At 41.9% G+C, this 22455-nt stretch carries 20 protein-coding genes, 1 tRNA gene, 1 pseudogene and 1 riboswitch; of the genes and pseudogenes, 8 read left to right on the forward strand and 14 right to left on the reverse strand.

What is annotated here, in order from left to right; all coding sequences use genetic code 11:
- Positions 1 to 504 precede the first annotated feature (504 nt).
- The 4 genes from infB to B0185_RS02390 all read right to left on the reverse strand — a co-directional run bounded on the left by infB (position 505) and on the right by B0185_RS02390 (position 5337).
- Entirely contained in the window at positions 505 to 3057 is a 2553-nt protein-coding gene (gene infB / locus B0185_RS02375) for a translation initiation factor IF-2 (protein WP_005705514.1), read from the reverse strand.
- A 21-nt stretch (positions 3058 to 3078) separates the two neighbouring features.
- Complete coding sequence (nusA, locus tag B0185_RS02380) at positions 3079 to 4575, reverse strand: transcription termination factor NusA (protein WP_005705551.1); 1497 nt, start codon at positions 4573 to 4575, stop codon at positions 3079 to 3081.
- Between the two features lie 30 nt (positions 4576 to 4605).
- Positions 4606 to 5067 (reverse strand): ribosome maturation factor RimP, encoded by a 462-nt coding sequence (rimP, locus tag B0185_RS02385; protein WP_005705444.1) that lies wholly within the window; start codon positions 5065 to 5067, stop codon positions 4606 to 4608.
- A gap of 193 nt (positions 5068 to 5260) precedes the next feature.
- A tRNA-Met gene (locus B0185_RS02390) sits at positions 5261 to 5337 on the reverse strand.
- A 247-nt stretch (positions 5338 to 5584) separates the two neighbouring features.
- On the opposite strand from B0185_RS02390, the gene glnS reads away from it, so the two are divergent.
- Positions 5585 to 7255: a glutamine--tRNA ligase gene (glnS, locus tag B0185_RS02395; protein ID WP_005705522.1), complete on the forward strand. Its 1671-nt coding sequence runs from the start codon at positions 5585 to 5587 to the stop codon at positions 7253 to 7255.
- A gap of 210 nt (positions 7256 to 7465) precedes the next feature.
- Here glnS and B0185_RS02400 read toward each other — a convergent pair.
- Both B0185_RS02400 and B0185_RS02405 read right to left on the reverse strand, forming a co-directional pair.
- Positions 7466 to 7786, reverse strand: a pseudogene (locus tag B0185_RS02400) (threonine/serine exporter family protein); the annotation flags it as partial.
- A gap of 255 nt (positions 7787 to 8041) precedes the next feature.
- The gene (locus B0185_RS02405) at positions 8042 to 9118 is read right to left on the reverse strand and encodes an acyl-CoA dehydrogenase family protein (protein WP_005705477.1); all 1077 of its coding nucleotides are present in this window, start codon (positions 9116 to 9118) and stop codon (positions 8042 to 8044) included.
- Between the two features lie 210 nt (positions 9119 to 9328).
- Here B0185_RS02405 and B0185_RS02410 point away from each other — a divergent pair, with 210 nt between their 5' ends.
- The 3 genes from B0185_RS02410 to B0185_RS02420 are packed head-to-tail and all read left to right on the forward strand — an operon-like array spanning position 9329 to position 12076.
- On the forward strand, positions 9329 to 10120 hold the full coding sequence (locus tag B0185_RS02410) for an ABC transporter ATP-binding protein (RefSeq protein ID WP_005705567.1): 792 nt from the start codon (positions 9329 to 9331) through the stop codon (positions 10118 to 10120).
- Positions 10121 to 10145: 25 nt separating this feature from the next.
- Entirely contained in the window at positions 10146 to 11321 is a 1176-nt protein-coding gene (locus B0185_RS02415; RefSeq protein WP_005705488.1) for an ABC transporter substrate-binding protein, read from the forward strand.
- 11 nt (positions 11322 to 11332) lie between these two features.
- The gene (locus B0185_RS02420) at positions 11333 to 12076 is read left to right on the forward strand and encodes an ABC transporter permease (protein WP_005705486.1); all 744 of its coding nucleotides are present in this window, start codon (positions 11333 to 11335) and stop codon (positions 12074 to 12076) included.
- A 71-nt stretch (positions 12077 to 12147) separates the two neighbouring features.
- Here B0185_RS02420 and B0185_RS02425 read toward each other — a convergent pair whose 3' ends face one another.
- The 8 genes from B0185_RS02425 to B0185_RS02460 form a co-directional block, all read right to left on the reverse strand.
- Positions 12148 to 12975, reverse strand: coding sequence for a metal ABC transporter permease (locus tag B0185_RS02425; RefSeq protein WP_100208011.1), 828 nt, complete (start codon positions 12973 to 12975; stop codon positions 12148 to 12150).
- Positions 12975 to 13859 (reverse strand): metal ABC transporter permease, encoded by an 885-nt coding sequence (locus B0185_RS02430; RefSeq protein ID WP_005705511.1) that lies wholly within the window; start codon positions 13857 to 13859, stop codon positions 12975 to 12977. The genes B0185_RS02425 and B0185_RS02430 overlap by 1 nt, the downstream gene beginning before the upstream one ends.
- A 3-nt stretch (positions 13860 to 13862) precedes the next feature.
- On the reverse strand, positions 13863 to 14645 hold the full coding sequence (locus tag B0185_RS02435) for a metal ABC transporter ATP-binding protein (RefSeq protein ID WP_005705484.1): 783 nt from the start codon (positions 14643 to 14645) through the stop codon (positions 13863 to 13865).
- Between the two features lie 18 nt (positions 14646 to 14663).
- On the reverse strand, positions 14664 to 15545 hold the full coding sequence (locus B0185_RS02440) for a metal ABC transporter substrate-binding protein (RefSeq protein ID WP_005705588.1): 882 nt from the start codon (positions 15543 to 15545) through the stop codon (positions 14664 to 14666).
- 151 nt (positions 15546 to 15696) lie between these two features.
- Positions 15697 to 16833 (reverse strand): methionine biosynthesis PLP-dependent protein, encoded by a 1137-nt coding sequence (locus B0185_RS02445; protein ID WP_005705578.1) that lies wholly within the window; start codon positions 16831 to 16833, stop codon positions 15697 to 15699.
- 174 nt (positions 16834 to 17007) lie between these two features.
- The gene (gene dapB, locus B0185_RS02450; RefSeq protein ID WP_005705564.1) at positions 17008 to 17817 is read right to left on the reverse strand and encodes a 4-hydroxy-tetrahydrodipicolinate reductase; all 810 of its coding nucleotides are present in this window, start codon (positions 17815 to 17817) and stop codon (positions 17008 to 17010) included.
- 105 nt (positions 17818 to 17922) lie between these two features.
- Positions 17923 to 19008, reverse strand: a complete 1086-nt coding sequence (rlmM, locus tag B0185_RS02455) for a 23S rRNA (cytidine(2498)-2'-O)-methyltransferase RlmM (RefSeq protein WP_005705464.1) — start codon at positions 19006 to 19008, stop codon at positions 17923 to 17925.
- Complete coding sequence (locus B0185_RS02460; RefSeq protein ID WP_005705502.1) at positions 19008 to 19406, reverse strand: DUF423 domain-containing protein; 399 nt, start codon at positions 19404 to 19406, stop codon at positions 19008 to 19010. The genes rlmM and B0185_RS02460 overlap by 1 nt, the downstream gene beginning before the upstream one ends.
- Positions 19407 to 19566: 160 nt before the next feature.
- Positions 19567 to 19713: riboswitch (molybdenum cofactor riboswitch) on the forward strand.
- Between B0185_RS02460 and moaA the strand changes: the two genes are divergently transcribed.
- The 4 genes from moaA to moaE all read left to right on the forward strand — a co-directional run bounded on the left by moaA (position 19706) and on the right by moaE (position 21999).
- Positions 19706 to 20743, forward strand: coding sequence for a GTP 3',8-cyclase MoaA (moaA, locus tag B0185_RS02465; protein WP_005705572.1), 1038 nt, complete (start codon positions 19706 to 19708; stop codon positions 20741 to 20743). It overlaps the preceding riboswitch by 8 nt.
- A gap of 67 nt (positions 20744 to 20810) precedes the next feature.
- Positions 20811 to 21287 carry a cyclic pyranopterin monophosphate synthase MoaC gene (gene moaC / locus B0185_RS02470; RefSeq protein WP_005705570.1) on the forward strand — a complete coding sequence of 159 codons (477 nt, stop codon included), beginning with the start codon at positions 20811 to 20813 and terminating at the stop codon, positions 21285 to 21287.
- A gap of 9 nt (positions 21288 to 21296) precedes the next feature.
- Positions 21297 to 21542 carry a molybdopterin synthase sulfur carrier subunit gene (moaD, locus tag B0185_RS02475; protein WP_005705581.1) on the forward strand — a complete coding sequence of 82 codons (246 nt, stop codon included), beginning with the start codon at positions 21297 to 21299 and terminating at the stop codon, positions 21540 to 21542.
- 1 nt (position 21543) lies between these two features.
- Positions 21544 to 21999 carry a molybdopterin synthase catalytic subunit MoaE gene (moaE, locus tag B0185_RS02480; protein ID WP_005705529.1) on the forward strand — a complete coding sequence of 152 codons (456 nt, stop codon included), beginning with the start codon at positions 21544 to 21546 and terminating at the stop codon, positions 21997 to 21999.
- Positions 22000 to 22455 lie beyond the last annotated feature (456 nt).

Genomic DNA, 22455 nt, shown 5'->3' on the forward strand with positions numbered 1-22455 from the left:
AGGGAATGGCGTAAGTGTCGCCTTTATAGCGGCGTTGGCTGATAAAATCGCCGTTGTCGTAATAGCGGGAAAAGAAGGTGAAAAGGTGGTTATAAACGGCAGTTTCTTGCTCGGTATTGCCCGCCAGTGCGGTTTGAATTTTTTGCGGAAGTGTGGTTTCTAGAAAAGAGGCAATCTCTGTTGCACGAGAATTGAGGATGCGATAGATCCCGAAATCTAATTCCGGTTGATTAATTTGAAAAATTTCCTTGAGTTTAGATATAAGTTGTGCAAGGTGAGGTGAGGCATATTTTTGTCCTTTTAAAATCTATCTGTCAAGTTATTTCTGATGAAATTAGGTGTTTTTTCTTGTGAAATCAATAGGTTATATATCCATAAAAAAAGCGGTCTCATTTCGCAAAAATTTGCAAAATTAAACCGCTTGTAGGGTATGTGAACCAAGAATTCACGCACGGAAATTATTTAACTTACGTGCGTGGAATGTTATTCCACACACCCTACCGATTAAATCGAACGTTTAACCTCAACCACTTCGAATACCTCGATTTGGTCGCCAACTTTTACATCGTTGTAGTTTTTCACGCCGATACCACATTCCATACCGTTACGAACTTCAGACACATCGTCTTTGAAACGGCGGAGCGATTCTAACTCACCTTCAAAAATAACCACGTTGTCACGCAATACGCGGATTGGGTTGTTACGTTTCACCACACCTTCGGTTACCATACAACCAGCGATTGCACCGAATTTCGGATGACGGAACACATCACGTACTTCAGCCAAGCCGATGATTTCTTGTTTGAATTCAGGTTGAAGCATACCACTCATCGCTGCTTTGATTTCGTTTAACAATTCGTAAATGATTGAGTAGTAACGTAAATCGATATTTTCGTTTTCAATCACACGACGTGCTGTTGCATCTGCACGCACGTTAAAGCCGACGATAATTGCATTTGATGCTGCCGCTAAAGTGGCGTCTGTTTCGGTAATACCACCTACACCTGACCCCACTACTTTCACGCGAACCTCTTCGGTTGAAAGCTCATTTAATGCTTGAACAATCGCTTCTACCGAGCCTTGTACGTCTGCTTTCACAATCACGTTCAATTCAGACACATCGCCTTCAGTCATATTACTAAACATATTTTCAAGTTTCGCTTTTTGCTGACGAGCCAATTTCACTTCACGGAATTTACCTTGACGGTATAACGCGACTTCACGTGCTTTTTTCTCATCACGCACTACGGTTGCTTCATCACCCGCAGCTGGTACGCCTGAAAGACCTAATACTTCCACTGGTAATGAAGGACCAGCTTCGTCCACTTCTTTGCCATTTTCATCACGCATTGCACGTACACGACCATATTCAAAACCGCAAAGTACGATGTCACCTTTGTGTAAGGTACCCGATTGAACCAAGATGGTTGCCACAGGACCGCGACCTTTGTCTAAGTAAGATTCGATCACCACACCGCTTGCCATACCGTCTTTCACGGCAGTTAATTCAAGCACTTCAGATTGCAATACGATAGCGTCTAATAATTCATCAATACCTGTTCCTTTTTTTGCAGAAACTGGTACGAATTGCACATCGCCACCGAATTTTTCAGAAATTACTTCATATTGGAGTAATTCTTGTTCTACGCGGTCTGGGTTTGCTTCTGGTTTATCAATTTTGTTCACCGCAACCACTAAAGGTGCACCCGCCGCTTTCGCGTGTTGGATCGCTTCGATAGTTTGTGGCATCACGCCATCGTCTGCTGCAACTACAAGCACCACGATATCTGTTGCTTTCGCACCACGTGCACGCATTGAGGTAAACGCTGCGTGTCCTGGAGTATCTAAGAAGGTAATCATCTTACCGTCGTTGGTTTCGACGTGGTATGCACCGATGTGCTGAGTAATACCGCCCGCTTCACCTGCTGCCACTTTCGCTTTACGGATGTAGTCAAGTAGTGATGTTTTACCGTGGTCTACGTGTCCCATAATGGTAACCACTGGTGCTCGAGTCACTAACTCAGCATCGGTATCGCGATCGCTCATTACCGATTCTTCTAATTCATTTTCTTTGCGAAGAATCACTTTGTGCCCCATTTCTTCCGCTACTAATTGTGCGGTTTCTTGGTCGATCACTTGGTTAATGGTTACCATCTCACCCATTTTCATCAGAGTTTTGATGATTTCTGTTGCTTTCACTGCCATTTTATTCGCAAGTTCTGCAACGGTAATAGTTTCGCCGATCACAACATCCGCTTTCATCACTTGAGCAGGTTTAGTAAAGGCTTGTTGCAATGCGGCACCTTTTTTGCCTTTCCCTTTACCTTTTTGATCACGTTGGTTACGGCGATCTGCACTGCGTTCGTTTTTGTCGTCTTCACGGCCTTTTTTCGCTTTCACTACGCCATTCTTACCACCACGACGATTACCACCTTCACTACGGCGGTCGTTATCACGCTCTGCATCACGCGCATAGCTTGAAGTAAAGCGTTCATCTTCGAAGTCTTCGTTATTGTTATCTCCCGCTTCTTCACGTTCAATTTCTGCTAAACGGCGTGCGTTTTCTGCCGCACGTTTTGCATCCATTTCTGCTTTTTGACGAGCTAACTCTTCTTGCTTACGACGAAGCTCAGCTTCTTCCTTTTTCTTCGCTTCTTTTCCAGGATCAACCGCTTTCTCTTGTTTTGGTGTTTCCACTTTTGGTTGAGCTGGTTTTGCCACTTTATTTGGCATTACAGGTGCAGCAGGTTTTTTCGCAGCTCTAGCTTCTTCGGCTTTTTTCGCCTCCTCGGCTGCTTTTGCATCGGCTTCAGCTTTCGCTTTTTCCTCTGCCTCACGAGCTGCTTTCTCTGCTGCTTCTTTTTCTTTTGCTGCTTTTTCTAAAGCTAATTTAGCTTCTTGCTCTGCTTTCTCTTTTAGTGCTTTCGCATCAATAGGTGCTTTTTTCTCTTTTACTTCAACGGCTTTAGTTTTACCGCCTGTAGTCGTCGCATTTGCTTTACTCGTTTTACGAGCACCGCCTAATGAAAGCGTTTTTTTCTCAGTTTTTTCTGTCATTATAAATTCCTCGCAATGTGATTAGCTAAACCAACAAATTTGACGAGCAGCCATAATCAATTCGCCTGCTTTCTCTTCAGATAATTCTTCAATATCTGCTAATTCGTCTGTGCCTTGTTCAGCTAATTCTTCAAGGTTGGTAATGCCTTTTTCTGCTAATCTGAATGCGATATGGCGTTCCATACCATCAAGGTTTAATAATTTCTCATCGATTTGAGCTTGTTTTAAAGCGGCTTCTTCTTCAAGGGCTTTCTTAGTGATTGCATTTTTCGCACGAGCTTGTAACTCTTCGACTAAGTCTTCATCTTCCAAGCCATCAATTGCTGTTAAGGCATCAACTGGCACATAGGCAATCGCTTCTAAAGAAGTAAAGCCTTCATCAATTAACACTTGTGCGAATTCATCATCAATTTCTAATGCAGAAGTTAAAAGGTTAATTACTTTACCATCTTCTTCTTGTGCTTTCTTATCAAGCTCTTCAACCGTCATTACGTTTAATGTCCAGCCTGTTAATTGGGTCGCTAAGCGTACGTTTTGACCATTACGACCAATCGCCTGTGCCAAGTTCTTCGCTTCAACCGCAATGTCCATAGAATGAGTTTCATCATTAATTGTGATTGAGCTCACATCTGCTGGCGCCATTGCATTGATCACGAATTGTGCTGGATTATCATCCCAAAGCACAATATCCACACGCTCACCGCCAAGCTCATTGCTGATTGCTTGAACGCGTGAACCGTGCATACCTACGCAAGCACCAACTGGGTCGATACGTTTATCATGTGATTTCACGGCAATTTTCGCACGTGAACCAGGATCACGTGCAGCACCTTTAATTTCGATGACTTGTTCACCAATTTCTGGCACTTCCAGTTTGAATAACTCTTCTAACATCACAGATTTTGAACGTGTCATAAAGATTTGAGGGCCTTTAGATTCAGGTTTAATTGCATATAACACGCCACGTACACGGTCGCCTGGTCGGAAGTTTTCACGCGGAAGCATATCTTCACGCACAATTACCGCTTCGCCTTTAATATCTTCGGTTTTACCTTGAAGCTCAAGGAATATGTTATCGCGAGTCACTTTCTTCACGGTTGCACTGATGATTTTGCCTTCATCTGGGCGAAACTCATCAATGATTTTGCTCTTCTCTGCTTCGCGGATTTTCGTTTTTACCACTTGACCGAAGGTTTGAATTGCCACGCGACCGAATTCAATAGATTCCACTTCATCTTCAACCGCATCGCCTAATTGGATTTCAGGATTGTCGAATTGTGCTGCTTCTAAGCTAATTTCACGTGTCATATTGTGCACTTCTTCTACCACTAACCAACGACGAAAAGTTTGGAATGCACCTGTTTTACGATCAACCACCACACGCACATCAATATCTAAATCGCTACCTTTTTTCGTTGCAATAGTTAAAGCGGTTTCCAAAGCTTCGAAAATCGCTTCTTTTGGTAATTGTTTCTCGTTTGATACCGCTTCAGCGGCTAAAAGAATCTCTTTACTCATTGGATTTCTCTTTCAGTTATCAATAATGGGTTAAAAATCAAATACGGGCACTAAATTTGCCTTTTGAATATTGCCAAATGCGAACTGACGTGGCTCATTATCTACAATTAAGGTAATTAAATCACCTTCAACGCTCTCTAATTTGCCTTGCCATTTACGACGGTCAAACATTGGAATGCGTAAATGAATCACTACATCACGCCCTACAAAACGCTCATAATGAGCTAATGTGAATAATGGACGATCTAAACCAGGCGAAGATACTTCAAGGTTATATTTGTCTGTAATAGGATCTTCAACATCTAAAATCGCACTCACTTGGCGGCTAACATCGCTACAATCATCAATTGTTACGCCACCTTCTTTATCAATAAATAAACGGACGGTTAAATAACGTCCTGCACGTTGGCATTCAATGCCCACTAACTCACAGCCCATAGATTCGATGGTGTCCATAGTTAGCTCTTCTAATTTCTGCTCTAAAGTAGCCAAAGGTTTTCTCCAGATGTAAAAAAAGGGCTTAACCAGCCCTTATGATACGAATAAATTGTATCCGCCACCTATATTCTTTGAAATGCAAGCAATACAAGCGGTTTGTTTTATGTAATATTTCGCAAATAAATAGATTGTAAATATACATAAAACAAAGCTCACAAACCTTATCAGGAATGTGAGCCGATAAAACTGGTTGCGGGGGCTGGATTTGAACCAACGACCTTCGGGTTATGAGCCCGACGAGCTACCAAGCTGCTCCACCCCGCGTCTGATGAGGCGTATTATAGACCTTTGACGGGAGATGTCAAATGGTTTTTGAAAATTATCTGCACCTTTAATTCATAACAAATAAAGTGTAAAATGCATAAGATTAACAGTATATGGTATATGTACTATCGTAGGGGAGGGGTTTATCCCCTCCCGATGAAAATTATTATTGCTTTTGGGTGCGGATAAACCTCATCCCTACGTTAATTATAATTCCCCTTTTAATAAGATAAAAACAGAGAGAACTATGAGCGAAGAAATTTTAACGCAAGAAAATGATGTTCGTGCGAATTTTATTACCCATATTATTGATGAAGATTTAGCATCGGGTAAACACACTAGCGTTCACACCCGTTTCCCGCCTGAGCCAAATGGCTATTTACATATTGGTCACGCCAAATCAATCTGCTTAAACTTCGGTATTGCCGAAGATTACAAAGGTTTATGTAACTTACGTTTTGACGACACCAACCCAGTAAAAGAAGATGTGGAATATGTTGATTCTATTAAAGCTGACGTTGAATGGTTAGGCTTTAAATGGGAAGGTGAGCCGCGTTATGCCTCAGATTATTTTGACCAACTTTACGGCTATGCGATTGAGCTTATCAAAAAAGGCTTGGCATATGTAGATGAGCTTTCACCAGAAGAAATGCGTGAATATCGCGGTACATTAACCGAAGCAGGTAAAAACAGCCCATATCGTGACCGCTCTGTGGAAGAGAACTTAACCTTATTCGAGAAAATGAAAAACGGTGAGTTTGAAGAAGGTAAAGCGAGCTTGCGTGCAAAAATTGATATGGCTTCGCCATTTATGGTAATGCGTGACCCTGTGTTATATCGCATTAAATTTGCCAGCCACCATCAAACAGGCGATAAATGGTGCATTTATCCGATGTACGATTTCACGCACTGTATTTCAGATGCAATTGAGCGTATTACTCACTCATTATGTACATTAGAATTCCAAGACAACCGTCGTTTATATGACTGGGTGTTAGACAATATCAGTATTGAACGCCCATTACCGCATCAGTACGAATTCTCACGTTTAAATTTAGAAGGTACTTTAACTTCTAAACGTAAATTATTGAAATTAGTAAACGACGGAATTGTAGATGGTTGGAACGATCCGCGTATGCCAACCATTTCTGGTTTACGCCGCCGCGGTTATACACCAGCATCTATTCGTGAATTCTGTCGTCGTATTGGTGTAACCAAACAAGATAACGTGGTGGAATACTCTGCCCTTGAAGCCTGCATTCGTGAAGATTTAAACGAAAATGCACCACGTGCAATGGCTGTAATTAATCCTGTTAAAGTAGTGATTGAAAACTTCGAAGGCGAAGAGTGGTTAAAAGCACCAAATCATCCAAACCGCGAAGAATTAGGCTCTCGCGAATTGCCTTTCACGAAGGAGCTTTACATTGACGAGGCTGACTTCCGTGAAGAAGCAAACAAACAATACAAACGCTTAGTATTAGGTAAAGAAGTGCGTTTACGTAATGCTTATGTGATCAAAGCAGAACGAGTAGAAAAAGATGCAAGCGGTAAAATTACTACCATTTATTGCACATACGATCCTGAAACCTTGGGTAAAAACCCTGCAGACGGTCGTAAAGTGAAAGGTGTAATCCACTGGGTTTCTGCAATACACGCCAAACCTGCAGAATTCCGTTTATACGATCGCTTATTCACTGTACCGAATCCCGGTGCGGAAGAAGAGATCGAAAGCGTCTTAAACCCAAATTCTTTAGTAGTAAAACACGGTTTTGTTGAACCAAGTTTAGCAAACGCAAAAGCAGAACAAGGTTACCAATTCGAACGCGAAGGCTACTACTGCTTAGATAGCAAAGATAGCCACCCAGAACATTTAATCTTCAACTTAACTGTAAGTTTAAAAGAGAGTGTAGCGTTTTAATTAGACGATAAATTACATAGGGCTAATCATATTAGCCCTTTTATTTTATATAGGAATGCCCTACCCCGCCAAATGTCTTACAACAAATCAAGAAACACATATTGGACGCTATCTCGCTATAAAACAACCTGATGGAGCTTGGTTATTTAATGGAGTACAATCGGAATGTAGTAAAAAGTTGGGCGGGGATAACCCGTCCCTACGCTAATATCACACCACAGGTCTCTCCCGATAAAACAACAAACCCGGCAATGCCAATCCAAATACAATAGCCCCCAGAATAAATGTGGTATTCAAAAATGCACTAATCGCATTTTCAAACCTAATTTCAGAGAAGCCGAAATGATGAAGCTGCACCATCCCAATCATTGCCTTATAGGCATATACTCCAGGAATCATCGGAATAATTGCCGCAACAGTAAATGCTTTTGGATGTGCTAAATAACGGTGAGATAAATGCACACCAATAAAGCCAATCACGCAAGTAGCAAAAAAAGTAGCAAAGACAATAGGAATATGAATTTGCAGTAAACAACAATAACGCCGCTTGAACACACGCCCTTGTTACCGCCCGTTGATGTTCCTGTTCCATATTGAACCTCGCACAAAAATCAAACTGCCCGAATTATAATCCTAATGCTTCAATGTGATTAGAAAATGAACTTAAGTTATGATCTAGGTCAAAAGATAAGAAAATTGATATAATCGCAAAAAATTCCCAAAAACAAACCGCTTGTAGCGTCTCTGCTACAAGCGGTTGATTTTTTATTAGAATTTGCAATAACTTTATTTCGCTGCCTGCAAAATGGTTTTTAGTTGCAACACACTCGGTGTCACTACAGGCAAAAATGCCCCTTCGCGCCAACGACGGATAAAGTCTGAACCTGCATTTTGCAAGTAGCCACGACCGCCAGAAGCCTGTAATTCAAGCAATAAACTTGAGGCAACCACATCTACAATTTCAATACGTACATCAAATAAGGCTTTTGGATTGTCGATAAAGAAATTGGATTGATTTAATCCTTCCGCTAAACGGTGCTCTAAATTAGCTAACTTTTGTACCTGTTCATCATATTCTGGTTTTAGCACAGAACGATTATCCACGTAATCCAGTGATTTTTTCACTTCCGCAAGGCTACGTGCTGCCAAACCAAATGCCATTGCACATTGCAGTCCTAGGAAAGTTGGGCGCACTTGGGCTAAATATTCCCCCGCATTTTCTGCGATGATCCAATCAGGATCGAGCTCCACGTGATTTAACTCTATCGCCACCGTATTACTGCCTTGTAGTGCTACAAGCGATAATTCTTTCGTGCGGGTCACACCATTTGCGTTATACGGTAATACAATAATCACAGGTGGTTTGCTTCTATCTGCATATTCTGCAGCAAAAATTGTGATAAATCCGCTCTCTTTCAGATTGGTAATCCACGGCAAGCGACCTTGTAAATAGCGTTTTCCGCTTTCTTCTACAATTGTTACTTGTAATTCTTCAATGCCTGAAAGAAATTTCACTGCATTTGATAAGCCCGTGCCACCTGATAATTCTCCATTTAATAAATCATCCAGCCAACGTTCACGCGGCAAGCTATTTTTGCTACTTAATAAATTTTGGATTAAGGTACGATGCCCCCAAGAGATAAAACCTGCCGTTAAGGAATAAGTCGAAATTTCACGCACCGCTTCAATCGCTTGCTGGAATGAACCACCTTTACCACCCAATACTTCAGGCACACCAATTTTAAAAATACCCTCTTGTGCCACTCGTTTAAATAACTCATCAGCATATTGATTTGATTGATCAATCTCTGCTGCGTGTTGGTTTAACCATTCAACAAATTCAGTTGATAGATATTTAGCCATAAAATGCCCCTTTAGTCGTTAAAAAATGAAGTTGGAGCGATATTAGACAAAAAGCAAACGATTGAGAAATAATAAAAACCTACTTATTATTCATTTTTGTTCTGAAAACTATTAGAACAAAAAATTATAAAGGATTAAGCAAGGATATTTCCCTCATAAGCACTTATCTTTTATTGTAACGCCATCTACAACAACTTTTTAACAAATGATATGGCTCTTACTGTTAATAATATCGCCTTAGGCTACCGCAAAAATGATCAAACCAATGTAATTTTACAAGATGTCTCTTTTGATGTGCCTGAAAAATCGCTAACTTGCATTCTTGGCCCAAGTGGCATAGGAAAATCTTCCCTACTCCGCGTTATTGCAGGGTTAGATAAACCACTTGCTGGGAAAATTATGCTCTTCGATAAATCGATTACCGAACCGCAACCCGAAGTGAGTTTTGTGTTTCAATCTGCCAATCTCTTGCCTTGGCTTAATGTACAGCAGAACGTTGCCTTTGGTTTAGATTTCACCTGCCACAAGCGGTCAAATAAAGCTGAAATTTCGCAAAAGGTAGACAATGCCATTGCAGAAGTTGGCTTAACGCATGCCATCAATGCGATGCCACACGAACTTTCTGGCGGAATGGCACAACGGGTAAATTTAGCCCGTGCGATAGCTCGTCAGCCCAAGTTAATTTTGATGGATGAACCTTTCTCAGCACTTGATCCCATTATTCGCCAACAAATGCAACTGATGACACGAGAGATTATCGACCGCCATCATACCAGCGTGGTGATGATTACCCACGATATTGACGAAGCCCTAGCGATTGCTGATCAGGTTATTCTGCTTGGTAACCGCCCTGCCAATATTGTTGGGCGTTGGGATATTGTCAGCTCTTATCCACGCGAGAATTTATTACTGCTTAATGAAATTCGTATTGACATTCTAAAAACGTTACAACGAAACGAAAATAATAAAAAACAAGAGCAAACTGTTGAATTTGTGATTTAGTAAAATAATAAACGAGGAATAAAAAATGAACAGTCGTCGCGATTTTCTAAAACTTCTCAGTCTGTTTAGCTTTGCAGGAAGTGCACCGCTTTTGCAGGCACAAGAGCTAAAACGAACTAATCAGCCCGAACAACCTGTCCGCATTGGCTATTTACCGATTACGGATGCCACTCCTCTGCTTGTCGCTCACGCTCAAAAATTGTTTGAGAAACAGGGCATCAAAGCCGAAAAACCTATAATATTTCGCAGTTGGTCGCAACTGGTCGAAGCTTTTTTAAGTGGTGAAGTGAATCTCGTCCATCTACTTTCACCGATGTCGCTCTGGCTAAAATATGCCGCAAATGCACCTGTGAAAGCGGTTATGTGGAATCACTTGGCAGGTTCCGCTCTTACCGTGCAACCACAGATTGAACGAATTTCTGATCTTGATGGAAAAACTGTTGCTATTCCGTTCTGGTATTCTATCCATAATATTGTGGTGCAACAGCTGTTGCAAGCAAATAATCTAAGTGTAACCACTAAAAAACCGAAAGAAAACGAAGTGAAATTAATAGTAATGTCACCTTCTGATATGGTAACTGCCTTAGCAAACGGCGTGATTGCTGGATTTATTGTTGCTGAACCTTTTAACGCATTGGCAGAAGCCAAAGGCGTTGGAAAAATTTTGCGATTTAGTGCTGATGTTTGGCGAGATCACGCTTGCTGCTTAACGATGATGCACGAACAAGATGTGACAGAACGCCCAGAATGGACACAAAAAGTCGTGAATGCCCTAACCGAATCGCAAGTTTTCTGTGTAAATCAACCGCTTGAGGTAGCAAAAACTCTTGCACGTGGTAATGGCTACACACCGCACAGCCAAGAGGTTTTGGAAAAAGTGCTCGCCCCTAGCGAACAGCAATGGGCGGAATATCTGGCTCGCGGTGCGGTAAAACACCCTGAGTGGCACACGCACGGGCATCAACAACGCATTGGCTTCCAGCCTTATCCGTTTGATTCTTATATGGAAAAGTTGGTTGAATTTTTACAAACCACGAAATTAGCGGGCAATAACGGTTTTCTTGCTGAACTCAATCCAACGCAGGTTGCACGTGAATTGAATGCCCCTCAATTTGTGAAAAAATCCTTAGAACAAGGTGATTATCTAACCGTTTTTGGATTACAAAATGGTTTTGAGCGTGTTGAAGAAATTGATGTATAAAAGGAACAACAATGAAACAAAAAACATTACTTGGTGCAGGTGGACTACTCTCCCTACTAATTATCTGGCAACTTAGTTCATATTGGCTTTCACAACGCATCTCGCTTGCCAGCACACTCGCCCCTCTGCCTACACTTGATAGCTTTATCTGGCTTATTAGCTCGGGCGAAATTTTCCCGCATCTATTCGCTAGCCTACAACGCATTTTCGTCGGATTAAGCTTTTCCCTTATTATCGGCGTACCTATCGGTTTATTGCTAGGCTTCTCCAAAAAACTAGAAATGTGGTGCACGCCCGCGTTTCAACTGCTACGAATGATCTCCCCACTTTCTTGGATGCCAATTATCGTGATGCTACTCGGTGTAGGCGACTTGCCAATCTATTTTCTACTCGCCTTCGCTTCCGTTTGGTCGCTGATCATCTCCACCAGTGCAGGTGTGAAAAGCATCGATCCGCAATGGCTTTTACTTGCCCGCTCACTCTCTGCCTCTAAACAAGAGACACTCTGCAAAATTGTCGTCCCAGCCATTGCAGGATACGTTCTCACAGGCTTACGTGTTTCAATGGGCATTGCGTGGGTTATTCTCGTACCGTGTGAAATGCTTGGCGTGAATGAAGGGCTAGGCTATTTTATCCTTGATACCCGAGATCGCCTCGCCTACTCCGAATTGATGGCAGTTGTGGTCATTATTGGCTTAATCGGCTGGGGACTAGATAGCTTAATTAGATGGGCATTGGTGAAAGGGGGAAAATAACTTTTCCAGTTAATAATCCCCCTCTTTAGCAAAGAGGGGAGTAGATAAACGAAGAAATTACATAATTATTCCTACTTCCTCAACTTCAACTGCACCACTGCTAATGCCGTTAAGAAAACGACCGCTTGGATGAGCACAATGAAAGGTCCTGTTGCGGCATCAAAATGGAAACTGAGGAAAATGCCCCAAAAAACGCTGTTTACTGAGGTTAAAATTGCGATGAGCATCATTCGTTCGAAACGTTTGGTAAGAATATAGCCCGTAATCCCAGGGGTAATAAGCATAGCGACTACCAAAATTACGCCAACTACTTGCATAGCACTAATGATGACTAACGCTAATAATACCAACAAGCTGTAATGCAAGAATGTAGTGTTTAAACCCACTGTACGGGCGTGCATTGTATCGAAGCAATAAAGCAAGAAATCACGACGTTTGAGCACAATCACAAGGAACACAAAGGCGGAAATAATCAAGCTTTGATAGAACTCGTGGGCTGTGATGCCGAGCAAGTCGCCAAATAAAATATGCATCAAATGCTGGTTGCTTTCTACTTTGGTAAACATGACCAAACCGATAGCAAACATCCCTGAGAACACTATGCCCATCACAGCATCTTCTTTAATTCGGCTATTTGTTTTCAAATAGCCTACGGCAATAGTACAGAAAACACCAGAGAAAAACGCGCCAATTGCGAGCGGGATAGAGAGCATATAAGCAAGTACAATCCCGGGTAACACCGCGTGGGAAATCGCATCGCCCATCAAAGACCAGCCTTTTAGCACTAAATAGCAAGATAACGTCGCACAGATAATCGCTACAACCAGCCCGATAATCAACGCCTGTTGCATAAAAGGAAACGCAAGCGGTTCAGCAAACCATTGATAAATCGCATTCATCATAGACTGCCCCCTTGACCTGCTTCACAAGCGATGGTTTTTGCGGATTGATTTGCAAATCGTCGTGGAATCAAGCCATATTTTGGCGAGAAGAAAAATGCGATTAAGAAAATCAACGTTTGCAATGCGACAATACAACCACCTGTTGCACCATCAATGTAATAGCTGACATAAGCCCCAACAACGCTGGTAATACCGCCTAATAGTGATGAGATAATCAACAATTTACCGAAGCGATCTGTTAGAAGATAGGCTGTCGCCCCTGGAGTAACCACCATGGAGATCACTAAAATCGCCCCTACGCTTTGCAATGCAGTCACCACACAAGCACTGAGCAAACTAAAAAAGATGATTTTTAACTTAAGCGGTGAAATCCCAACTGCTTTGGCTTGTACTTCATCAAAAAAAACCAACAAGAGATCTTTCCAATAAAAGAGTAAAAGCACGATAGTGACGCCCAGAATAATCAATACTTGGTTTACATCTTCATCTGCAATACCCAAAATATTGCCGAGAATGATCGACTGCACGTCTACCGAAGTTGGATGAATGGAAATAATAAATAAGCCCAAGGCAAAAAAGGTGGTAAAAATAAAGCCAATTACCGCATCTTCTTTGAGTTTAGTTATTGATTTCACAGCAAGAATCGCAAGCGCAGCAAAAAATCCAGAGAAAAAAGCACCCATCGCATAAGGTAGAGAAAAAGCATACGCCAGAGCAACACCTGGTACAACTGCGTGCGATAACGCATCGCCAATCAATGACCAACCTTTGAGCATTAAATAGGAAGAAAGAAACGCACACACTGCCCCAATCACACCGCTTAGAGCAATAGCCTTAAACATATAGTCGTAACTAAAGGGTTCGAGTAATAATTCCAACATACTCTACTCCGCTTTTTGACTTTGATTTTGATTAAAATATGAAGTTTGGAATTGATAACGCAACACACCACCAAACACTCGTTCTAAATTTTCTGGTGTAAAGGTTTGTTCAATAGAACCTGTTGCCAGCACGGTACGGTTAATCATTACTGCTTGATCACAGAAACTTGGCACAGTGCTTAAATTATGAGTAGAAACTAAAATGAGATGCCCGCTATCACGAAGCTGTTTAAGTAGCTCAATAATCGCATTTTCTGTTTTCACATCCACACCTGTGAACGGCTCATCTAATAGAATAATTTTGCTCTCTTGAGCAAGCGAGCGCGCCAGAAAAACCCGCTTTTTCTGACCGCCCGAAAGTTCACCAATTTGGCGATCAGCAAGATGAGCAATACTCACTCGCTCCATCGCCTCTTGGACTTTTTGTTTGTCTTTTGCAGAAGGAATACGCAAAAAGTTCATATAACCATAACGCCCCATCATTACCACGTCATACACAGAAACGGGGAATTGCCAGTCTACTTCTTCACTTTGTGGTACATAAGCAATTAAGTTTTGCTTAAGTGCTTGTTTCACAGATAAACCACATAATTCAATTGAGCCTTTCGGGTTAATTAACCCCATAATGCTCTTAAATAACGTTGATTTACCACTGCCATTCACACCTAATAAGGCACAAATGGTGCTTTTCTCAAGAGAAAAGGTGACATCGTGTAACGCTATGTGCCCGTTGTTATAACGCACGCTAACATCTTTTACGATGAGTGAAGTCTGAGGAGTATTCATTTTGGTTATTTATTCCTTCTATTTACGGTCAAATCCATCTGCGACGGTACCAACAGTGACTTTTAATAAGTCAATATAAGTTGGAACAGGACCATCTTTGGTTGAAAGTGAGTCAACATAAAGCACGCCGCCGTATTTTGCTCCTGTTTCTTTCGCTACTTGTTTTGCAGGTTTGTCAGAAACAGTACTTTCACTAAATACAACAGGAATATGATGTTTACGAACACCGTCAATCACTTTACGAATTTGTTTTGGTGTGCCTTGTTCATCTGAGTTAATTGCCCAGAGATAAAGCTCTTTGAAGCCATAATCACGAGTTAAATAGCTAAATGCCCCTTCACTGGTTACTAACCAACGTTGACCTTCAGGCACTTTCGCTAAACGTTCGCGTAGCGGTTGGTCTAATGCCATAATTTTATCCGCATAGGCTTTCGCATTTGCATTATATTTTTCTGCATTTTCAGGATCGTATTTCACCAACGCTTTGCGGATATTTTCGATATATACCAACGCATTTTTTGGCGACATCCAAGCGTGCGGATTTGGTTTATCTTTGTAAGGACCTTCAAAGATAGACATCGGCTCAATGCCTTCTGTTACCACAACGGCAGGCTTATCTTTGATATTAGTAAAGAAACGTTCAAACCACATTTCAAGGTTCATCCCATTCCATAAAATCAAATCTGCAGATTGTGCTTTCACAATATCTTGCGGGGTTGGTTGATATTCGTGAATTTCCGCACCAGGTTTGGTAATTGACTCAACAACAGCAGAGTCCCCTGCTACGTTTTGTGCAATATCTTGAATAACAGTAAATGTAGTTACCACTTTAAGCGGTTTTGCATAAACTGAACCCATTGAAAGTGCCACAGCACTTAATACAGCCAAAAACTTTTTCATCTGATTCTCCTTTTAAAAATATGGTTAATTGGCAAGGATATTCTAATCCGATTATATTTAAATGCAAATGATTTCTTATCTTATCAATTTAATTTATTATGTGAAAAAAGCGTACTTCTTTTTAATATTCAAAGAAATACGCTTTTACATATTATTTCAATTGATTGAAGGCTTGTCGAAGATCTGCTTTTAAATCATCGATATGCTCAAGCCCTACTGAGAAACGCAACAAGGTGTTCGTAATCCCGCGTGCAATACGCTCATGTTCAGGAATATCCATATGCGTTTGGGTTGCAGGGTAAGTAATGAAACTTTCCGTGCCGCCTAAACTTTCGGCAAAGGTAATCAACTGAATCGCTTTCAAGAATTTCGGCACCCACTCTTCTTTTTGCAGACGGAAAGAAAGCATACCGCTCTTGCCTGAATACAGCACGCTCTCAATTTCTGGCTGATCTGCTAAAAATTTCGCCAATTCAGTCGCGTTAGATTGGTGACGTTCCATACGCAACGCAAGTGTTTTCAAACCACGCACAGCAAGATAAGAATCAAATGGCGAAAGCACTGCACCAGCCCCGTTTTGGATATAGTACAAACGTTCACTCAGGTTCTGACCTGCTTCGTTTTTGGTTGCTTCAGAATCTTTTGCCACAATTAAACCTGCCAACACATCGTTATGCCCTGAAAGGTATTTGGTCGCACTGTGAATCACGATGTCTGCACCGTGTTCAATTGGGCGAAATAACACAGGGGTTAAGAAGGTGTTATCGACGATCAAAATCAAGTTATGTTTTTTCGCCACTTTTGAGATCTCGTCCACATCACACTCTTCCATTAACGGATTTGATGGGGTTTCGATGAAGATTGCTTTGGTGTTTGGTGTGATCGCCGCTTCAATCGCCGCCACGTCTGCGGTGTTCACATACACAGGTTTTACGGTGTGATTGTTTTTATAGCAAAAATCTAACAAGCGGTAAGTGCCACCGTAAACATCGCTAGAAATAATCCATTCATCTGGCGATTTGAATAACGACATAATCAGCTGAATCGCCGCCATACCTGAAGCGGTTGCAAAACCTGCATCACCGCCTTCTAAATCAGCAATCCCCTGCTCTAACACGGCACGAGTTGGGTTTTTGGTTCGAGTGTAGTCAAAGCCTGTTGATTCGCCCAAGCCATCACGTCCGTAAGCGGTCGATAAAATAATAGGTGTTGCCACGGCACCTGTTCTAGGGTCAGTACGATTGCCCAGTTGCACTAAAGTGGTTTCGATATTGTTGAATTTGGTCATTTTATATTTCCTATATAGCTCCCCTCTTTAGAAAAGAGGGGCTGGGGGAGATTTGATGCGGTGTTAATTCGGTCAGAGGAACTTCTAATATCACCTAAATCTCCTCTAACCCCTCTTTACAAAAGAGAGGGACTTTCTTTAACGCATCAACATCATTGCGTTTACAATAAATTCTTACAAATTATTTAAATCTAACACGTCCGTCATATCAAACAGACCATTTTGTTTGCTTTCAAGCCATTTTGCAGCACGCACGGCACCGTTGGCGAAAGTCATACGGCTAGATGCTTTGTGGGCAATTTCCACACGTTCACCCTCATCAGCAAACCAGACAGAATGCTCACCCACCACATCGCCTGCACGAATAGTTGCAAAGCCGATTTCATCACGTTTACGTTCGCCTGTAATGCCGTTGCGTTCAAACACGCCGTGAGTTTTTAAATCACGTCCTAACGTTTTCGCAATATGTTCGCCCATAGATAACGCTGTGCCAGATGGTGCGTCAACTTTATGGCGGTGATGTGCTTCAATCACTTCAATATCGCAATAATCGCCCATCACTTTTGCTGCTTTTTCTAACAGTTTGAATACCAAGTTCACGCCAACGCTGTAGTTAGAGGCAAATACGATACTGATTTTTTCTGCAGCGGCTTTGATAGCTTGCTTGCCAGCATCATCAAAACCTGTCGTGCCGATTACCATTTTCTTATGATTCGCCACACAAAAGGCGATATGTTCCAACGTGCCTTCTGGACGGGTAAAATCAATGAGTAAGTCAAAATTTGGGTTTTCTGCCAATGTGGCTTTAATTGCCACGCCTAAATTGCCCAAGCCAACTAATTCGCCCGCATCTGCACCGATGAGTGATGAACCTGCACGCTCAAAAGCTGCAGTCAGTTCAACCCCCTCAAATTGGTGAACCGCCTGAATTAAATTACGACCCATTCGACCGCCAGCACCGACGATCCCGATTTTTAATGTCATATTTGCTTCCTTTTATTGTTTTGAAAGTGCGAGTAAGCGGTCGAATTTTACAGAAATTTTGCAAAACATTGTGAAAAATCGCCCGCTTGTTTTGTAAAACTGTCTCTATTTTTTGCCTAAAACCGCCACGTGTACCGTAATTTCCTCACGATCGTGGTAAAGATGCTTCGCCTGAATCTTAAACCAGAACCCTTGTTTGGTGAGCTCTTCTTCCAAGTAATTCAAGCAAAGTTGCACTTCTTGATAACGTTTTTTCATCGGCAATTTAAGGTTGAAAATCGTCTCACGACACCAACCATTCACTAGCCATTTCGCCATCAATTTGCTGATACGTATTGGCTGTTCCACCATATCGCACACCAGCCAATCAATTTGCTTGCGTTTTGGTGGTTGGAATTTAAAGCCATCTTCGGCACAATGCTCAATCCGCCCCGTATCGTGCAGGCTTGCCGCCATTTTCCCGTGATCGACGGCATAAACAAACAAGCCTCGCTTGACAAGCTGATACGTCCAACCACCTGGGCAAGCACCTAAATCGATGCCCGTCATCTCTTCAGTAAAGCGTTTTTTCTCTTCTGCTTGTGGCACAAAAGTTAAGATCGCTTCTTCTAATTTCAGGGTGGAACGGCTTGGTGCATCAGCAGGGAATTTTAAACGCGGAATACCCATAAAAAACGGTGAACGGTTATCATTATAGGCATAGCCCACATAACAACAACCCGAACGTATAAACAGAATATGCAAGCTCACACTACCCTTTGCCTGTTCCAATTTCCCTAACCAGCCCTGTTTTTTAAGCTGATTACGCAACGGCACAGTAAATTTTCGACAGAAAGTCAAAAGCTCTTTCGCTTCGTTTGTGTCTGGCGTTTCCACAAAAATATCGCTACTGTTGCGAGGGTTTAACGCCTGATATTGCTCAAGAATGGGAGAAATGCGGTCATTTTCGGGTAAGTTCTGCAACAAATCGCCCACAACAATCATTTGGCGGGCGAAAATGAGTTGGTTAAATTTTAGTTCACGTGCTAACCTGTCAGCATCGCCTGCTTGATAGCATTCAAAGATCACATAACCGCTATTCTCTTTTAAATTGGCGAAACCAAACACGCCTAATTCCGCCGCTTTTTCGGTAATTTCGCCCGCCATCTCTTTTTCAAAGCCAGCACGGCAATATAACGCAAGTTTGTTCATTATTTTCGAGTTCTCACGCTAATGTAAAAAAGAGCCGCCCAACCGATCATAAAGAAAATACCGCCAATCGGGGTTGACCACGCCAAACCTTTTACGCCAGTAAATGCAAGGCTGTAAAGGCTACCGCTGAAAAGCAAAATGCCTAAAATCCAACTTCCGCCAATAATGTTGAAAGCTTTGGCACGACAAGCGGGCGGATTTTGCACTTGATTTGCAATTTGGAATAAGCCTAATGCAAGCAAGGCGAGTGTGTGGAAAACTTGATATTGAATGCCTGTTTGAATCCAAGCAAGTTCTTTGGATTCAAGCACATTTTGTAAGCTATGAGCGGCAAACGCACCCAGTGCGACACAGAAAAAGCCACTAAAGGCACTAAAAGCTAAAAATTTGTTTTTCATCGGGTTCTCGTTAAGTTTTTGTTAAACCAATAAACGTCCGTATTATAAAACGCTTTTTCTTTGCGAATCTACCTTTTGCAAAAAACTTTTCAAAACCTACCGCTTGTGGCTATTGCATTATTTCTCAACTCTATTAGAATACGGCTAATTTTTACTTTTATATTTTTTATGACTCCGAGCTTGCTTGCCTAAGTTCTATACCTAATATTGGATATGGCAAACTCGCCAGTAGCAAGAAATTGCTCAATGGTTCGCAAAGAAATGAACGAGCCACTCGTGTTTAGAAAGGTGTCTTTTTTATGCAAAGTCCGATTATTCCTATTAAAAATGTAGGTAATGACGGCGAAAATGTGATTTCTGGCTTAGTTGATCGCTTCCAGCGTCAATATACCTATCTGCGACTTTCAATTACGGATGTCTGTAATTTTCGTTGTACCTACTGTTTACCTGATGGCTACCAGCCCCCTGCTCATAAACAAACGTTTTTAACACTCTCTGAAATTCAACGGGTGGCGAATGCGTTTGCATCACTTGGCACAGAAAAAATCCGCATTACAGGCGGCGAACCAACCTTACGCAAAGATTTCCTCGAAATTGCCCATACTATCGCCCAAACACAAGGCATCCGCAAAGTAGCACTAACCACTAACGGTTACCGTATGGAAAAGGATGTTTCCTTTTGGCGAGAAGCAGGCATCACCGACATTAATGTGAGCGTAGATAGCCTCGATCCTCGTCAATTCCAACTGATTACCGGCGAAAACAAGTTGCAATCAATCTTAACAGGGATCAATAAAGCCTTTGCCGTAGGCTACAAAAAAGTCAAAGTGAATGCGGTGCTGATGAAGCAATATACTCTGCCAGAGTTGGACAAATTCCTTGCTTGGATCAAGCATCAACCCATTCAAATGCGATTTATCGAACTGATGGAAACGGGCGAGATGGATCATTTTTTCAAAACGCAGCATCTTTCTGGGCAATCTATACTACAACGCCTTTTACAAGAAGGTTGGGCATTACAACCAAAATCGCTTTCTGATGGGCCAGCGAAAGTATTATCGCATCCCGATTATATGGGCGAAATCGGTTTGATTATGCCTTATGAAAAATCATTTTGTGCCAGCTGTAACCGCCTACGCGTTTCTGCGACAGGCAAATTGCACCTCTGTTTATTTGGCGAGGAAGGCGTGGATATTCGCGATTTATTGCAATCTGATGAGCAAAAATTACAGCTTGAAATGCGTTTAAAATCTGCCTTGCAAGGCAAGCGAGAACATCACTATTTGCACATTGGCGATAGTGGCATTCGCAATAATTTAGCCTCGATTGGCGGTTGATTCCCTTGTAGGAACGTGTTGCTACGCCCTTACAACAGCTATATTATTTTTAAATAAAATTCTTACTATGACACAATTTACTCATATCAATCAAAACGGCGAAGCCAATATGGTCGATGTTTCAATGAAGCAAGAAACCGTGCGTGAAGCTCGTGCTGAAGCCTTTATCCGAATGAACCCTGAAACATTACAAATGATTATTTCTGGCAACCACCATAAAGGCGATGTTTTTGCCACGGCTCGCATTGCAGGCATTCAAGCAGCAAAATGCACTTGGGATTTAATTCCGCTCTGCCATCCACTAATGCTTTCGAAAGTGGAAATTTCACTTGAAGCCTTACCCGAAACCAACCAAGTTCGTATTGAATCGCTTTGCAAACTCACAGGCAAAACAGGCGTAGAAATGGAGGCTTTAACCGCGGCAAGCGTAGCAGCACTGACCATTTACGATATGTGCAAAGCGGTGCAAAAAGATATGGTAATTGAGCAAGTTCGCTTACTCAGTAAAAGTGGCGGAAAATCGGGCAATTTTGTCGCGAAATAGGAGAAACAGATGATTACCATACTTTTTTTCGCCCAAACTCGTGAATTGGTAGGCGTAGATAAATTAGAAGTCGAAGCACGATTTGAGACCGCAGAAGCATTACGACATCACTTAGCTGAACAAGGCGGCAAATGGGCATTAGCCTTAAAAGCAGGTAAATTATTAGTCGCTATTAATCAAAGTATTGCCCCGCTTTCAGCTAAAATCAAAGAGGGTGATGAAGTGGCATTCTTTCCGCCTGTGACTGGAGGCTAAAATGAACAGCACACTCGTAAAAGTACAAACTGAACCTTTCGATCAAAACGAAGTTTACCACTGGCTTAGCGAACACCACTCAGTTGGGGCAAGTACCATTTTTGTCGGTAAAGTGCGAGAAATGAATTTAGGCGATGATGTGTCAGGCTTATATCTGGAACACTACCCTGCTATGACCGAAAAAGCCTTGCACGAAATTGTCGAAGAAGCCCGTAGCCGTTGGGAATTACAACGCATTGCAGTAATTCATCGCATCGGACAACTTTACACAGGCGATGAAATCGTGCTTGTAGGTGTGAGTTCTGCTCACCGCGGCAACGCTTACGCTGCCAACGAATTTATTATGGACTACCTAAAAACCAAAGCTCCGTTCTGGAAAAGAGAAACCACAACACACGGCGAACGCTGGATTGAAGGGCGTGAGAGCGATCAGCAAGCAGCTGAAAAATGGAAATAGAATTTTAGTGGTGGCTGTTTGGTGGCTGTTTTGTTTTTGGTGATCGGCTTTGTTTGTAAAATTACAATAGCCAAAAATCCCACGAAAAATAACGGCTAACGTTGCAATATAAGGCTTGAGAAATATCAAGCCTTATTTTTTGATCGCCTTTACGTGTAAAAGTGTGTAATTCGTTTCAATTTTTACGATTTTGATCCGTTTCACGCCACCAAGCCCCGCAAGGCTTTAACAACTTTTTGAGCTGTAAATTAGCTGAAATACTGTAAAAAAACGCAATAAATTTCGCGTGGAGGGGAGTGCGTTTTACGTCCCTTTTACGTGGGCGTGGTTTCTTTACGTGGGAATGGTTAAGAGTGCAGCGAGCAAAGGAATAGCAAAGGGCAAACAGCGAACGAAGGCAAGCGACACACAGCTAAAAGAAAAAACCGCAAGGGGGTAAACCTCACGGCTTTTATT

Source organism: Haemophilus parahaemolyticus (assembly GCF_002015035.1).
Taxonomy (GTDB): Bacteria; Pseudomonadota; Gammaproteobacteria; order Enterobacterales; family Pasteurellaceae; genus Haemophilus_A; species Haemophilus_A parahaemolyticus.

What these genes read in the sequence shown, in the direction of transcription:
- infB (WP_005705514.1), bottom strand. Translation starts at nt 3,057, where the DNA reads ATGACAGAAAAAACTGAGAAAAAAACGCTTTCATTAGGCGGTGCTCGT.
- nusA (WP_005705551.1), bottom strand. Translation starts at nt 4,575, where the DNA reads ATGAGTAAAGAGATTCTTTTAGCCGCTGAAGCGGTATCAAACGAGAAA.
- glnS (WP_005705522.1), top strand. Translation starts at nt 5,585, where the DNA reads ATGAGCGAAGAAATTTTAACGCAAGAAAATGATGTTCGTGCGAATTTT.
- B0185_RS02405 (WP_005705477.1), bottom strand. Translation starts at nt 9,118, where the DNA reads ATGGCTAAATATCTATCAACTGAATTTGTTGAATGGTTAAACCAACAC.
- B0185_RS02410 (WP_005705567.1), top strand. Translation starts at nt 9,329, where the DNA reads ATGGCTCTTACTGTTAATAATATCGCCTTAGGCTACCGCAAAAATGAT.
- B0185_RS02415 (WP_005705488.1), top strand. Translation starts at nt 10,146, where the DNA reads ATGAACAGTCGTCGCGATTTTCTAAAACTTCTCAGTCTGTTTAGCTTT.
- B0185_RS02420 (WP_005705486.1), top strand. Translation starts at nt 11,333, where the DNA reads ATGAAACAAAAAACATTACTTGGTGCAGGTGGACTACTCTCCCTACTA.
- B0185_RS02425 (WP_100208011.1), bottom strand. Translation starts at nt 12,975, where the DNA reads ATGAATGCGATTTATCAATGGTTTGCTGAACCGCTTGCGTTTCCTTTT.
- B0185_RS02430 (WP_005705511.1), bottom strand. Translation starts at nt 13,859, where the DNA reads ATGTTGGAATTATTACTCGAACCCTTTAGTTACGACTATATGTTTAAG.
- B0185_RS02435 (WP_005705484.1), bottom strand. Translation starts at nt 14,645, where the DNA reads ATGAATACTCCTCAGACTTCACTCATCGTAAAAGATGTTAGCGTGCGT.
- B0185_RS02440 (WP_005705588.1), bottom strand. Translation starts at nt 15,545, where the DNA reads ATGAAAAAGTTTTTGGCTGTATTAAGTGCTGTGGCACTTTCAATGGGT.
- B0185_RS02445 (WP_005705578.1), bottom strand. Translation starts at nt 16,833, where the DNA reads ATGACCAAATTCAACAATATCGAAACCACTTTAGTGCAACTGGGCAAT.
- dapB (WP_005705564.1), bottom strand. Translation starts at nt 17,817, where the DNA reads ATGACATTAAAAATCGGGATCGTCGGTGCTGGCGGTCGAATGGGTCGT.
- rlmM (WP_005705464.1), bottom strand. Translation starts at nt 19,008, where the DNA reads ATGAACAAACTTGCGTTATATTGCCGTGCTGGCTTTGAAAAAGAGATG.
- B0185_RS02460 (WP_005705502.1), bottom strand. Translation starts at nt 19,406, where the DNA reads ATGAAAAACAAATTTTTAGCTTTTAGTGCCTTTAGTGGCTTTTTCTGT.
- moaA (WP_005705572.1), top strand. Translation starts at nt 19,706, where the DNA reads ATGCAAAGTCCGATTATTCCTATTAAAAATGTAGGTAATGACGGCGAA.
- moaC (WP_005705570.1), top strand. Translation starts at nt 20,811, where the DNA reads ATGACACAATTTACTCATATCAATCAAAACGGCGAAGCCAATATGGTC.
- moaD (WP_005705581.1), top strand. Translation starts at nt 21,297, where the DNA reads ATGATTACCATACTTTTTTTCGCCCAAACTCGTGAATTGGTAGGCGTA.
- moaE (WP_005705529.1), top strand. Translation starts at nt 21,544, where the DNA reads ATGAACAGCACACTCGTAAAAGTACAAACTGAACCTTTCGATCAAAAC.